This is a genomic window from Thioalkalivibrio sp. ALM2T (genome assembly GCF_000381505.1).
In the GTDB taxonomy this organism is placed as follows: Bacteria; Pseudomonadota; Gammaproteobacteria; order Ectothiorhodospirales; family Ectothiorhodospiraceae; genus Thioalkalivibrio; species Thioalkalivibrio versutus.
In genome coordinates, this window is the sequence record NZ_KB906568.1 from 17,714 (window position 1) to 32,793 (window position 15,080).

Consider the following 15,080-nt stretch of genomic DNA (forward strand, 5'->3'; position numbering starts at 1 on the left):
ATTCCACTGACAAGCAACGAAAAGTTTCTCGCACAGGCCACCCCCCGTCTGCGCGGTAGCGAACAAAAGCACCAACTCCACCCCCATCACGGACCAACACACTCATCCGCCGAGCCACGCGGGCATCCGCATCTAGGCCGGGGATACGCCAACGGGGTATGGCTCCATATTCAGCGCGCCCAGGTGAACCTGCATCGGCCGCCAGGGGAGGAGCGAGTGCTGCGCGAGCAGTCACTGGATAGTCGGAGATTCTCGATGAAGCCAAATACTGTAGTGGATCACGCTGTTGTCATGAGCCGATGAGTTCTTCGCCTTCATCTCATCCAAGGCACGCAGCACCAAACTTGTAAAACCCTAGCCCCACCCCGGTCATACGGGCGACCTCAGTTCGTCTTACCGCGCGCGAAAGACGGGGGCGGCTGCTGGACCTGATTGCGGCCACCCCGCTTCGCCGCGTACAACGCCTCGTCGGCGGCAACCAGCAGGTCGTCACCATCGGACTCGGGGTATTGGCCTGAACACGCCAGGCCGATGGAGACGGTGCAGCCGAAACGCTCACCTAGCTGAGCGAATTCCAGCGAGGCGAAATTCAAACGGATATCCTCCATTACCTGACGGGCGTGCTCCGCCTCACAATCCGGAAGCACGGCCACAAACTCTTCCCCGCCATAGCGGCCGATGATGTCGGACTGACGCAGACGCTGGCGCAGCAGGGTCGCGATCGAGGCGATCACCACGTCGCCCGCCGCATGGCCATAGGTGTCATTGACGACCTTGAAATGGTCGATGTCGAGCATCGCCAGCGTCACGGGGCGACCGATCCGCCGGGCGCGCAGCACCTCGCGACTGGCCGCCTCCTTGATACTGGCATGCTTGAGCAACCCGGTCAGGCTGTCCTTGCTGATGTATTCCTCTAGCTGGCGGGCGCGTGCAATCCGCGAGCGCGCTGCCGCCACCAGTTGCAGATCGGGAATCGGCTTGGTCAGGAAGTCATCTGCACCCGAACGCATGGCATCAATCTGTCGTTCGAGATCGGTCTCTGCAGAAAGATAGACGATCGGAAGATTCGTGTAGGCCTCGTGCTGACGTATCACCCCGGCCAGATCGGTCCCCGCGTACTCGGGCATATACAAGTCCATCAGAACCAGTTCCGGCCGAAACGCGGCAATCGTGTCCATGATCTCCTGCGGTGTCTCCAGTACCCGGGCCTCCATCCCGGCCACTTCGAGCACCAGGCGCATGTACTCGGCGAGATCGGCATCGTCGTCCACGATCAGCACACGTTGCGGTGGCGCACGTTGCGCTTCGAAAATCTGCGTGATGCGATTGACCAGACGCGGCACATCTAGGGGTTTGAGGAAATAGCCCTGCGCCCCCAGCTGCACCGCGCGCACGCGCGACGGGAAATCATCATGCGCGGAGAGGAAGATCAGCGGACACGTCAGCGCCTGAATCTCCGGACAGTCCGCCAGCCGTTCGGTCGCATTTTCGCGGCCCTGCTCCAGCGTCACGTCCACTAGTAGCAGATCCGGCTGCTGATTTTCGATTGCCCGCTTTAATTCGTCGACGCCCCGAAACCAACGCACCCGGTAGTTGAAGGACTCGAGTTGTTGCCCGAGTTGCCAGCCCAGGTCCGCATTGTCCTCCACCAGCCAGATTGATCGGGCCTCGTCCGCGATAGCGCGATCCGCCGGAAGCACCGACGCGGCCGGGCTTTCCGGGCTTTCGCTGATCGTATGGGCCAGTGCCGCGATGTCCTCCGCCAGGGATTGCCGAGCCGATGCTTCCAGGGAAAACTCGTTCGCCTCCAGCCAGCCCCCGATGCGCTGCTCCAGCGCGCGGGCCGCGCTGCTCAGTACCGGGCAACCGAAACTGCCACCGGAACCCGCCAGCTTGTGCAGGCGCTGCTCCAGTTCCGCCAACACGTCGCGGTCCTGCTCAAGGCCCGTCAGCGTGCCCTGAAGCGCATCCAGTTCGGCCAGCTCGCCCGGCAGGCGCTCCAGGTAACGGGCTCGCAGTTGTTCCAACCGCTCAGTCAGGGCCTGCTCGGCATCATTCGGCGTCATACCGCCCCCTGCCAGATCCGCCGTACCTCATCTGCCAGCTGCATGGGGTCAAACGGCTTGGCAATCACGTCACGTGCCCCCAGTGACTTGTAGTGTTCGATCTCGGAGGGCTGCACCTTGGCGGTCATGAACGCCACTGGCACCTCGACCAGCGCCGGAATCTCGCGCAGGGCCTCAAGGGTCGACGGCCCGTCCATACCCGGCATCATCACATCCAGAAGAATCAGGTCGGGCGCGAAGTCCTCGGCATCATGGGCCGCCTCCTCGCCCGAGCCGCAGACCTTCACCGTAAATCCCCCGACCGTCTCCAGTGCCAACTGGGCAACCGCCCGAATATCCGGTTCGTCTTCGACATAGAGAATGCGCTGCAATTCGGCCACTTCGAATTCCTTCAGTCTGGATGGTTCCGGTACTGCGTTCATTTCGGTCCGAGCGGCTACCGGCCTGCAATCGGTGGCACGGACACTCAGTCCCGAACCAGGGGGAGTTCGAACCAGAACGTGGCCCCCTCGCCCTCAACCGAATCGAAGCCTATGCGCCCACCCATATGTTCCACCAGTTCCCGGCTAATCGCCAGGCCCAGTCCGGTGCCCCCCTTCTGCCGCGTATCGGAAGCATCGGCCTGGGCGAACTTCTCGAAGAGACGGTCGCGAAAGTCGTTCGGCACGCCGGGGCCCTCGTCCACGACGCTCACCCGCACGCAGTCGCCCGGCGCGGTCAGCGCCTGTGCCACCACCCGCACCGCCCCACCCGGGGGCGAGAACTTGACCGCGTTCGACAACAGATTGGCCATCACTTGCATCAGGCGTTGACCGTCGACCCGAACATCACCTTCGGGCACGTCGCCTTCCAGTATCAGTTCTACACCGTGCTGTTCGCCAAAGCTGCGATGGCTCTCCAGGGCCTGCTCAAGCAGAGGCTTGAGCGTCTGCGATGTCATCTCGAAGTGCAACTTGCCCGCCGCGATCTTCTCCATGTCCAGCAGATCGTTGATCAACAGCATCAGTCTCTGGCTGTTGCGCTGGGCAATCGCGACCATCTCGTCCACTTTTTCCGGCAGTGGGCCGAGGGCTCCGCTGGCCACCATGCCGAGGGAGCCGGAGATCGACGTAAGCGGGGTGCGCAGCTCGTGGCTGACAGTGGAGACAAATTCGTTCTTCATACGCTCCACCCGCTTGCGTTCAGTGATATCGCGCACCATGCCCACGTAAAGGGGCTGACCATGCTGGGTGATCTCCGACAGCGCCAGCTCCATCGGGAACAGACGGCCATCCTTGCGCTGCCCCTCCACCTCGCGACCCATCCCGATAATGCGCGCCACTCCGGTAGTCTGGTACGTGTGCAGGTAGCGGTCGTGAGCGCTGCGGTGCGGTTCAGGCATGAGCGTGCTCACGTTCCGACCCAGCACGTCGTCAGGCGTGTAGCCGAAGATCCTCTCGGCGGCGGGATTGAAGGAACCGATGATTCCATCTGCATCGATAGTGATGATCCCGTCCACCATGTTGTCGAGGACCGCCTGGGTGTGCTGGGCCTGCTCTGCCAGTGCGATTTCGGCCTGCTTGCGCTCGGTGATGTCTTCGTTGATACCGATCATCCGTTCTACCCGGCCTTCCGGACCGGGTATGCCCTGGGCCATGGCGCGTATATGACGGATGTGTCCATCCGCACGACGAATGCGAAATTCCGACTCATAGGGACTCTCGGGGTGAGCTAGTCCACGCTCGAAGTCCGCGGTCGCCTGCTCCCGGTGTTCCGGCAACAGGGCGTGGGTCCAGTCTTCCACGGCATGCCTGAAATCCTGCTTCGCGACACCGTAGATCCGGAACATCCCTTCGTCCCAGTCAAGCCGGCCACTGACCCGATTCAGATCCCATATGCCCAGTTGTGCCGCCTTGGTGGCCAGGGTTAGCTGCTGGGCGGTATCCCGAAAGCGTTGTTCGCTCTCGCGCAGGGCCTGCTCGGCGGCCTTGCGCTCGGTGATGTCCTCGGCGATCCCCAGGTAACCGGTGATATTCCCCTCTTTGTCGACCTTCGGAGTTACTGTCAACGAGACGGGAATGTGCTGCCCATCCTGGCGCACAAACGTCCATTCCCTGGTTTCCGCGCCCTCGCGATCCGCGATCTCGACAAATGCCCGGAAACCCTCGATAGACCGCCCATAGGCCGTGCTCAGTTCAGCGCCGCGCGCGGCAATCTCCTCGGGCAGATGGAACAGGGCGGGTGACTGCTTGCCCACCAGGTCGTCGGCGGCATAACCGGTGATCTTTTCCGCACCCGGATTGAACAGGGTGACCAGGCCATTGCGATCCGTGACGACAATCGCGAACTCCGACGCAGCCGCCAGCACTGCCTGCAACTGATCCGCCGTGTGCGCGAGTTCCGCGGTACGTTCGCGAACCTGGGACTCGAGCTCAACCCGGGCCTGGGCTTGCTGGCGAAAACTGGCACCCAACTGCCGGGACATATCGCGCAGGGTCCCTGCCAGGCCGTCGTACTCGAAGATCCGGCTGGCCGGAAGCGCCGGTGAACGTCCCTGCGCGATGTCCGTCCCCAGTCCGGCGCTTACTGCTTCCAGTTTGCGCAGGGGGCGGCTGATGGCATGACTCAGCCCGGCGGAGACCAGAATGGCCAGGGCGATGATCACCGTCAGGAGTGCAAACAACTCGACCCGCTGTTCCTCCAGGGCCCTGACCACCGGGGCGGCCGGCATCTGCGCATACACCCGGTCGATTCCGGGGTCGGCCTCTACCGGTACTACCAGAAAGTAGGAACCCTGTCCCCAGCGACCCACGGCCGACATCGATCCACCCGGCAGCCAGATCGAGAGTCCGTCGCTGCGGACCTCTATCGAGCCCTCCGGGCCCTCGCCCACGATCGGCGCATCGCCGCGGCTGGCGAGCATCTGCCCGTCCGGCGAGACAATGGCCAGCACAAGGTCCTCGCGACTCTGCACGCGTGCCAGGTGGTAATCGTAGCGCTCGCGGCCCTGCCGGTAATCGGTTTCAAGCCGACCCGCCAGATCGACGGCACGATCATGGAGACGCTCCGCCATGAAGGCCTCCTGCTCGCCGCGCTGGGTATAGCTTTCGTGCAGGATCGGGGCGATACCTGCCAGCAGGGTCACCGGAAGCATCGCATGAAACAGCAGGCTCGCCAGCGAAGGCCTGTCGCCCCGGGAGGCCTGCTCACCGCGTCCCGACAGCCGCCAGAGCATCACCAGCAAGCTGGCGATCAGCGTGTTGAACAGCGCGTTGACCCCCTGTTTCAGGGCAATCATCGTGGTCGGTTCCCAGTCCATCCCGACCAGGCCGCGGTAGAACAGCAGCACCAGCGGAATACCGATGACCAGCCAGTACAACAGATCGGCCAGCACCACATTGCGCACCCAGCGCCGGTACACGAGGCCGACCACCAGGGCCTCGATCACGAACACGATCATCGGATAGGGGACGCCCCACAGGACCAGGGTGTAGAGACCCCCGGCGATCGCGACGATGACGGCAGGCAGCGTTCCCAGGAGCAGAACGGCCAGCATCACCGCAATGGACCCGAAGATGAAATCCAGGCCGAACAGGAGCGGCAGGTGGAAGTAATTGCCGGCCACCGCCAGCAGCGCAAGCGCGAACGTCGCGAGTCCGCGATACGCCGGATCCGACAGACGCGGCATCATGCGGCACCCCCTTCGCGGGTGCAGGCCAGTTCGAACCAGAAGGTCGCACCCGCACCCGGCACCGATTCAAACCCGACCTCGCCACCCATGCGTTCCACCAGTTCGCGGGTAATCGCCAGCCCCAGACCGCTGCCGCCTTTCTGACGGGTGTCCGAGGCGTCCGCCTGGGAAAACTTCTGGAAGATGTGTTCGCGGAATTCTTCCGGGACGCCGGGTCCACGGTCCGTGACCGAGACCCGGACACGATCCTCGTCGGTGGCGACAGAAACCCGCACTTCGCCGTCCTCGGGCGAAAACTTCGCCGCATTGGAGAGCAGATTGGCCAGCACCTGCTGCAGACGGTCGGCATCCACCTCGACCCGGATCCCGGCATCCACCGCGTCCAGCAACAAGCGGACACCGTAACGATCGGCGTAGCCCTGGTGGTCCCGAACGGCCTGCTCCAGCAATGGAAATAGCGCCTGCACCTGCATCGCGAAGCGCATCTTGCCCGCGACCAGCTTTTCCATGTCCAGCAGATCGTTGATCAGAACGCCCAGGCGCTGGCTGTTCTTGTGCGCGATATCGAGCATCTCCTGCATGCGCTCCGGCAAGGCGCCCGCCGCACCCCCTGTCACCAGGCCCAGGGCACCGGAGATCGAGGTCAGCGGTGTACGCAACTCGTGACTCACCGTAGAGATGAACTCGCTCTTCATGCGCTCGATGCGCTTGCGTTCCGAGATGTCCTCGATGATCGACCAGATCAGTTTGCGCCCGGTGTTGTCGTGCACCACCATCCCGTTCAACAGCACTGGATAGCGGCTGCCGTCCTTGCGGATATATTCCTTCTCGAACGGGCCGTAATGGCCGGTACGCTGCATGCTCTCCAGTTGCTGCAACTCCTGGGGCTCGTATTCCCGGGGAGTCACATCCCAGTAGCTCAGGGCAGTAAATTCTTCGCGGGTATAACCGGTCGGGCGCACCAAGGCCTCGTTGAGGTCCACGAATGCGCCGGTATCAAAGTCGTTCAGGGCGATCCCCACCGGCGAGAGCTCGAACAGCCCGCGCAGGCGGGCCTCGCTGAGCCTCAGCGCACGTGCAGCCTCGTCGCGCTCGATGGCCGAACCGACCCAGCGCGCAAGCAGAAGCACGAACATGCGCTCGCCATCTCCGAACGGACCCAGGCGCGGCTGGACCGAGGAGAAATTCAGGGTACCGTAGCGCTGCCCCTGCACCTCCAGCATGGCCCCGATGTAGGCCTCCAGCCCGAAGTGTCCGTAACACGGATGCCCACGGTTTTCCGATGCGGCCATATGCTCGATAGCCACCAGATCGTCGCTCGCCAGGGTCAGGTCGCAATAGGTGTTGCCCAGTTCAAAGCGCTGGCCACGCGCCAGCGGCGAGCCGGGCGGAGCGACAAAGGCGCGCACCTCGTAATCCTCACCCCGGACCCGGCTGACGATCCCCAGCTCCAGCCCCAGGAAGTTGGCCCCCAGCCGCAATGCCCGCTCGAGCTGTTCGTCCAGCCCGAGGGTCGTCGTCGATGCAATATCGTTGAGCGCCGCGAAGGCCTCGAGCTGGCGCTCTCGCTGTTCGCGGTTTTCCCGGTCGCGGGTCACATCCAGGATAAAGCCATCGAGATAGCGCACTCGACCCGCATCGTCCCGCACTGCGCAACCGCGTTCCTGGGCCCAGCGAATACCGCCATCGCGATGCCGGATCCGATACTCGACGAGCCAGTCGGTCCCGGCACGCAGCGCCTGCTCGACGGCGTCACCAACCGCCGCCACATCCTCGCGATGGATCACACTGGCATAGCTGCGCACCGCGTTGTCGATGAAATCGCTCGCCGGATAGCCGGACAAGGGGTCTACCTGGTCGCTCATGTAGAGCATGGTCCAGTGCTCATCCATCAGGCAGCGATAAGTGATGCCGGGGATGTTGCCCACGAGCGAGCGGAACTGTTGCTCGCTCTCGCGAATACGTGCGGCGTCCTGTTTCTCGCGCGTCACGTCGGACTCGATGGCCATGAACCCCTGCCGTGCCCCCTGCTCGTCACGCAGCGGATTGCCGTAGATCCGGACCCAGTACGCCTGGCTATCCCGGCGGTAGTTCAGCATATCGACTTGAAAGGGCTCGCCCCGAGCGACGGCTTCCCCGATCCGCGCTGCCGCCTCCGGATCCGTCCCCTCTCCCTGCAGGAGCTTGCCGGGCTTGCGCCCGCGCAGTTCGTCCAGGGTATAACCGCTCAGCCGGGTAAAGCCGTCATTGATCCACTCGACCCGGCCCTCGGCATCGGTGATGATCACGCCATTGGTGGTCTCGCTCGCCACCCGCGACAGCCGCGCCAGTTCCACCTGATTGGCGCGGTACCGACGCTGGGTATGCGCCGCATCGACAAGCTGGCCCAGGGTGACCAGCAACGGCTGCAGAAAGTCGACCAGACTCGGGTCGTAGCCGCCGGGGCGGTTGGCGATACCCAGCATGGCCACCCGCTCGCCGCCGTACTGGATGGGGATACCGAGAAACGCCTCCAGCGCCGGATGCCCCTCGGGCAGACCGCCGCTGCGCGGGTCGCGAGCCGGGTCGTTGGCGATCACCGGCTCGCCGCTGGTGAGAGCGACACCGAACAGGGTCTCCAGGTTGTGGAATTCCATCCCCTGGGAGGCATTGGCCGCGTAGAAGGCGCGGGTCTCCGCGTTCCAGGTGATGTCGGTAATGGCGTAGGTCTTGAGGTAGGGCTGCCCTTCCGGGGCGTGCAGCACTTCGCCGATGAAGCCGTATTCGCTGTGCGTCAGCTCCAGGATATCCGTGAGTAATTCATCGAAGACGTGGTGCCGATCGCGATCCTCTTCGCGAATGAACTCCGACTGGGCACGGGTGATGACTTCGCCCAGCCGACGCATGTCGTCCAGGGCAGTACTGAGCGCCTGCAACTCGCCCGAGTTGATTTCCGCTTCGACGGCATCGGCAAGGTCACGCAGGACCTGCCGTTCGTCCTCGCTCAACTGCCGCGGCTGGCCGTCAATCAGGCAAAGTGTCCCAATCCGATACCCATCGGAAGTGGTCAGCGGCGCGCCGACGTAAAACCGGATAAACGGCTCGCCCGTGACCAGTGGGTTGTCGGCAAACCGGGGATCCGCGCGGGCATCGCTGATCTCGAAGATACCGTCCCCGAGAATCGCGTGACCGCAAAACGAGATATCACGCGGCGTCTCCAGGGCCTCAAGCCCCTGCCGGGATTTGAACCACTGACGGTCTTCGTCCACCAGCGAAACCAGCGCGATCGACACCCCAAACAGCCGCCTGGCAACACGGGTCAACCGGTCGAACCGCTCTTCGTCCGGGGTATCCAGGAGCGCTCTCGCCCACAGAGCCCGCAACCGTTCCTGTTCGTTTCCGGGGTGGGGAGGCGTTTGCAAACGGACTTTCCGGGTTTAGGCGGCGATAGACCAGGATACTGCCACGTCTACCGCCCCATCCCAACCAGTGCCCTGACTGATGTTATTCCCACTCGATGGTGGCGGGGGGCTTGCCGGAGATGTCGTAGGTAACGCGGGAGATGCCGGGGATCTCGTTGATGATGCGGCGCGAGACGTGGTCGAGGAACTCGTACGGCAGATGCGCCCAGCGCGCGGTCATGAAGTCGATGGTCTCCACCGCGCGCAGGGCCACCACGTAGTCGTAGCGCCGGCCGTCGCCCATGACGCCTACCGACTTCACCGGCAGGAAGACCGCAAACGCCTGCGAGGTCTTGTCGTAGAGATCGGCCTTGCGCAGCTCCTCGATGAAGATCGCATCGGCGCGGCGCAGCAGGTTGGCGTATTCCTTCTTCACCTCGCCAAGGATGCGTACGCCCAAGCCCGGCCCGGGGAACGGGTGGCGGTAGACCATCTCGGTGGGCAGACCCAGTTCGACACCAATCTTGCGCACCTCGTCCTTGAACAGTTCGCGCAGCGGCTCGACCAGACCCAGCTTCATGTTCTCCGGCAGACCGCCCACATTGTGGTGCGACTTGATCACGTGGGCCTTGCCGGTCTTGGAGTCGGCCGACTCGATCACGTCCGGGTAAATCGTGCCCTGGGCCAGCCACTGCACGTTGTTCAGCTTCGCGGCCTGTTCGTCGAACACGTCGATGAACAGCCCGCCGATGATCTTGCGCTTGGCCTCCGGGTCGTCGATCCCGGCCAGCGCGCTCATGAAACGCTCCTCGGCATCCACCCGGATCACCTGCACACCCATGTGGCGGGCGAAGGTCGCCATCACCTGGTCGCCCTCGCCCTCGCGCAACAGACCCGTGTCCACGAACACGCAGGTCAGCTGATCGCCGATGGCCTTGTGCAGCAGCGCGCCGACCACCGAGGAGTCCACCCCGCCGGACAGGCCCAGGACCACGTGATCATCACCGACCTGCTCGCGCACCCGCGCGGCCATGTCGTCGATGATGTTGTCGGCGGTCCACAGCGCCTCGCAGCCACAGATATCGTGCAGGAAGCGCTCGATGATGCGCTGTCCCTGGGTGGTGTGGGTCACCTCCGGGTGGAACTGCACGCCGTAGAAGCCGCGCTCCGGATCGGCCATGCCGGCGATCGGCGCGGAGTCCGTGGAGGCCATCAGGCGAAAGCCCTCCGGCAGTTCGGTCACGTGGTCGCCGTGCGACATCCACACGTCCAGAAGACCGTAGCCCTCCGGCGTGGTGTGATCCTCGATGTCACGCAGCAGCGGCGTGTGACCACGAGCGCGCACCTGCGCATAGCCAAACTCGCGGCGCTCCGACGGCTCGACCCGACCACCCAGCTGCGCGGCCATGGTCTGCATGCCGTAGCAGATGCCCAGCACCGGAACCCCCAGCTCGAACACCGCGTCCTCGGCGCGCGGGGGCTGGTCGACATTCACCGACTCGGGGCCGCCGGAGAGGATGATCGCAGTGGGATTGAACGCACGGATGTCGGCCGCCGGCATGTCCCAGGCATGCACCTCGGAGTAGACCCTGGCCTCGCGCACGCGGCGGGCGATCAGCTGGGTGTACTGGGAACCGAAGTCCAGCACCAGAATGCGGTGGGCGTGAAGATCCTGGGTCATGAGGTCATCCGGTATCCCGGCCTGCGGGCCGGGAGTATGTCAGGTAGGGATACCCGGCCATCGGGGCCGGGTCAGTCCATGCGGTAGTTCGGGGCTTCCTTGGTGATCGCCACGTCGTGCACATGGCTCTCGCGCATGCCAGCGGCGGTCACGCGGACGAAATGCGGCTTGGTCCGCATCTCTTCGATGTTGTGTGCGCCGACATAGCCCATGGACGAGCGCAGCCCGCCCATCAGCTGGTAGATGATGGCGACGATCGAGCCCTTGTACGGCACCCGGCCCTCGATCCCCTCGGGCACGAACTTGTCGGCCGAGCTGTTCGGATCCTGGAAGTAGCGATCCGAGGAGCCCTGCTGCATCGCGCCCAAAGAGCCCATACCGCGATAGATCTTGTAGGAGCGGCCCTGGTACAACTCGACCTCGCCCGGGGCCTCTTCGGTCCCGGCGAACATCGAGCCCAGCATCACGCAATCGGCGCCCGCGGCGATCGCCTTGGCCAGGTCCCCGGAAAAGCGCACGCCCCCGTCGGCGATCATCGGCACACCCGTGCCCTTCAGCGCCTCGGACACATCGGAGATCGCCGTGATCTGCGGCACGCCCACGCCGGCCACGATGCGGGTGGTGCAGATCGAGCCCGGCCCGATTCCGACCTTCACGCCGTCGGCCCCGGCCGCGACCAGCGCCTTGGCAGCATCGGCGGTGGCGATGTTGCCACCGATCACTTGCACGTCCGGGTAGTGCTTCTTTACCCAGGCGACGCGATCCAGCACGCCCTGGGAATGCCCGTGCGCGGTATCCACCACCAGCACGTCCACCCCGGCCTCGACCAGCGCGGCCACGCGCTCATCGGTGCCCTCACCCACACCCACCGCGGCACCCACGCGCAGACGGCCCCGCTCGTCCTTGGAGGCATGCGGGTGCTCGGTGGACTTCTGGATGTCCTTGACCGTGATCATCCCGCGCAGCTGGAAGTCGTCGTTGACGACCAGCACCTTTTCGATCCGGTGCTTGTGCAGTAGCTCCAGCACCAGCTCGCGGTCAGCCCCCTCGGGCACGGTAACCAGGCGCTCGCGCGGGGTCATGATCTCCGAGACCGGGGCGTTCATGCGGGTCTCGAAGCGCAGATCGCGGGAGGTCACGATGCCCATCAGGTCATTGCCGGAGACGATCGGCACGCCGGAGATGTGATTGGCGTCGGTCAGCGCGACCACGTCGCCGATGCTCGCATCCGGACCGATGGTGATCGGCTCGCTGATCACACCGCTTTCATATTTCTTGACCTGCCGGACCTCGGCGGCCTGGGCCTCCGCCGACATGTTCTTGTGCACGATCCCGAGCCCGCCCTCCTGGGCCATCGCGATCGCCAGGTTGGCCTCGGTGACCGTATCCATCGCGGCCGACACCACCGGGGCGGACAGCGTGATCTCGCGGGTAATCCGGGTACTCAGGTCGACATCACGCGGAACGACATTCGAATGCCCCGGGATCAGCAGTACATCATCAAAGGTAAGGGCTTCACCGAGTATCCGCATGCACCACTCCAGGCCAGGCCCGCCGGGACGCAAGGGAGAAAACCCCGGGGGCGGATAAATAGCCGTTCAGTATAGAATTCGGGCCCTTCCGGGACAAGCACAGACACATATGCGAGGGCCGTGCGCAGACGCCCGGACAGCGCCCTGATAGGATGCGAATCCATCCCGAGCCCCCTGCCAGGCGAGACCCATGCCCGAGCGCGCGCCTACGGCCCGCATCACCCGACGCACCGCGCTGGCCCTGTTGCTGGCCCCCGGCCTTGGCCTGGCCACTGCGTCCAGCGCCCGCGCCGACTGGTGGCGCTTCGGTCAGGACATGTTCCGCTCGCTGATCACCCGGCCACCGGAACTCTCCGGGCTGTCGACCGCGGAGTTGATCGAGGCGGTGCACGAAGCGCTGGTCATCGCGACCCACGCCGCCTCCGAGACCCTCAGCCGGCGCAACGGCTTCTACGGCAACCCGGACGTGCGCATCCCCCTGCCCGAGGTGCTCGCCACCACACGGCGCTCGCTGGGTCGGCTCGGCATGGCCGCGCCGCTGGACACCCTGGAGGAACGCATGAACCGCGCGGCCGAGGATGCGGTATGGCAGGCCCGGGAACCCTTCATCCGGGCGATCTTCGCGCTCGATCTCGACGATGCCCGCGGCATCCTGCTGGGGCCCGAGGATGCCGCCACCCGCCATCTGGAAACCCAGATGCGGCCGCGCCTGACTGAGGCCATGCGTCCCGCGATCGAGCACAGTCTGGACGCCGTGGAGGCCATGACGACCCACCGCGAGCTGGAGTCGCGGATGCGCGACATCCCGTTTCTGGCGAACGTCCGCCTGGACCTGGCCGAGCATGTGCTGGACCACACCATGGACGGCCTGTTCCACGCCCTCGCGGAAGAAGAGGCCCGCCTGCGGGTCGACCCCGTCGGGCGCGGCACCGATGTCTTCCAGCGCGTCTTCACCCGTCTGTAACCATCGAGTCCCCCATGAGCGACGCCCCCGTCTTTTCAGTAACCGAGCTCAACCAGTGTGCCGACGGCCTGCTGCGTGACGGGCTTGGCCTCGTGCGCGTGGAGGGCGAGGTATCGAACCTGCGTCAATACGCATCCGGGCACCAGTACTTTTCGCTGAAGGACGAGAACGCCTCGGTGAGCTGCGTGCTGTTCCGCGGGCGCTCCCGCCAGGCCGCCCGCTTTGCCGACGGCGACGCGGTACAGATCCAGGGGCGTGCCGGAATCTACGGCGCCCGCGGACAGTTCCAGCTGATCGTCGAGGCCCTGCAACCGGCCGGCGAAGGCCGCCTGCTGGCCGCCTTCCAGCGCCTGAAGGAAAAGCTCGCCGCCGAGGGCCTGTTCGACACCGAACGCAAGCAGCCGCTGCCCGCCTGGACCCACCGCCTGGGCGTGATCACCTCCACCCAGGGCGATGTGCGCCACGACATCGAGCGCACCCTGGCGCGGCGCTTCCCGCTGTTGCTGCCGGTCACGCTCTACCCCACCGCGGTGCAGGGCGCCCAGGCCGCCGGCCAGATTGTCGCGGCCCTGGAACAGGCCGCGGCCGAGGTCCAGGTCGACGTGCTCATCCTCGCCCGCGGCGGCGGCTCCCTGGAAGACCTGCAGGCCTTCAACGAGGAAAGCGTCGCGCGCGCCATCGCCGCCTGCCCGATCCCGGTGGTCAGCGGCGTAGGACACGAGACCGACACCACCATCGCCGACTTCGTCGCCGACCTGCGCGCCTCCACGCCCACCGCGGCGGCAGAGGCCGTCAGCCCGGATGCCGCCACCCTGCGCCACCAGCTAGCGCGCGCCCGCGAACGCCTGGGAGGGCTGCTCGGCCAGCGCGTAGCGCGCCACCAGCAGACCCTGACCGCCCTGCATACGCGACTGGAACGCCGCCACCCGAGGCAGATACTGGAACGCGACGCCCAACTTCTGGACGACCAGCGCGAACGCCTGCAGCGCGCCTGGTCGCGCCTCGAGGAACGCGCCCGAGTGCGCTTGCAACACGCCCAGTTGCGTCTGGCCGGCGCCTCGCCCGGCAACCGGCTGGCCTCCGCCCGCATGCGCCTGGATCACCTGCGCCAGCGCCTGGCGCGGGTGCGTCCGGACCACGACATCGCCCAACAACGTGACGGCCTCGCCCGCCTGCGGCGCCAACTGCAAACCGCGACCCGTCAGGCCCTGGCGACCCGCCAGCGGCAGCTGGATGCCACCGCACGCCAGCTACGCTCGCTGGGTCCAGAGGCGGTGCTGGACCGCGGCTACGCGATCCTGCAGACACCGCAGGGCGAGGTCCTGCGCAGCGCGGAACAGACCGCGAACGGCGAGCGCCTGCGTGCCCGCCTCGCCCGCGGCCACCTGGACCTCGAAGTCACCGGCACTCACACCGAGGACTAAGACTCAGTAGTTTATTAACCACAGAGCACACGGAGAGCACGGAGAAAACCGCGGAGGACAGGAAGACGGGAAGCACGCGAGGGCCCTGCAAAGAAGGGCTCGAGATGCCGGGTGCGGCGGTAGGATGCGGTTGAGCGCAGCGAAACGCATCAATCCGGGAACTGGGGCAACCTGGGCCGCGACACGATGCGATTCGCTGCGCTCATCACATCCTACCCGTCTGGGCTGCGCTCATCACATCCTACCCGTCTGGATGGAACGGCTTTCGACCGACAGATATGGGGTCCTGCCGACTGCAGCGATTCACCCACCCCAGTCGTCATCACCGCCGGAACGAAGCGGAGAGCCGGGGTGGCGTGGTTC

The 15,080-nt window shown here is 65.2% G+C and carries 8 protein-coding genes; 2 read left to right on the forward strand and 6 right to left on the reverse strand.

Annotated elements, in window-relative coordinates:
* Window positions 1-383: 383 nt before the first annotated feature.
* The 6 genes from F816_RS0111835 to guaB all read right to left on the reverse strand — a co-directional run bounded on the left by F816_RS0111835 (window position 384) and on the right by guaB (window position 12,329).
* On the reverse strand, window positions 384-2,066 hold the full coding sequence (locus tag F816_RS0111835) for a diguanylate cyclase (RefSeq protein WP_019594895.1): 1,683 nt from the start codon (window positions 2,064-2,066) through the stop codon (window positions 384-386).
* Window positions 2,063-2,446, reverse strand: coding sequence for a response regulator (locus tag F816_RS0111840; protein ID WP_019594896.1), 384 nt, complete (start codon window positions 2,444-2,446; stop codon window positions 2,063-2,065). Before F816_RS0111840 ends, F816_RS0111835 begins: the two co-directional genes overlap by 4 nt.
* 86 nt (window positions 2,447-2,532) lie before the next feature.
* Window positions 2,533-5,736, reverse strand: a complete 3,204-nt coding sequence (locus F816_RS0111845; protein ID WP_019594897.1) for a PAS domain S-box protein — start codon at window positions 5,734-5,736, stop codon at window positions 2,533-2,535.
* Window positions 5,733-9,071: a PAS domain S-box protein gene (locus F816_RS0111850; protein WP_081622702.1), complete on the reverse strand. Its 3,339-nt coding sequence runs from the start codon at window positions 9,069-9,071 to the stop codon at window positions 5,733-5,735. The genes F816_RS0111845 and F816_RS0111850 overlap by 4 nt, the downstream gene beginning before the upstream one ends.
* Window positions 9,072-9,219: 148 nt before the next feature.
* A complete protein-coding gene (guaA, locus tag F816_RS0111855; protein WP_019594899.1) occupies window positions 9,220-10,797 on the reverse strand; it encodes a glutamine-hydrolyzing GMP synthase in 1,578 nt (525 codons plus the stop codon).
* A gap of 71 nt (window positions 10,798-10,868) precedes the next feature.
* Window positions 10,869-12,329: an IMP dehydrogenase gene (gene guaB / locus F816_RS0111860; protein WP_018650432.1), complete on the reverse strand. Its 1,461-nt coding sequence runs from the start codon at window positions 12,327-12,329 to the stop codon at window positions 10,869-10,871.
* Between the two features lie 190 nt (window positions 12,330-12,519).
* Between guaB and F816_RS0111865 the strand changes: the two genes are divergently transcribed.
* Complete coding sequence (locus F816_RS0111865; protein WP_019594900.1) at window positions 12,520-13,293, forward strand: DUF4197 domain-containing protein; 774 nt, start codon at window positions 12,520-12,522, stop codon at window positions 13,291-13,293.
* A 14-nt stretch (window positions 13,294-13,307) separates the two neighbouring features.
* Window positions 13,308-14,717: an exodeoxyribonuclease VII large subunit gene (gene xseA, locus F816_RS0111870; protein WP_019594901.1), complete on the forward strand. Its 1,410-nt coding sequence runs from the start codon at window positions 13,308-13,310 to the stop codon at window positions 14,715-14,717.
* Window positions 14,718-15,080 lie beyond the last annotated feature (363 nt).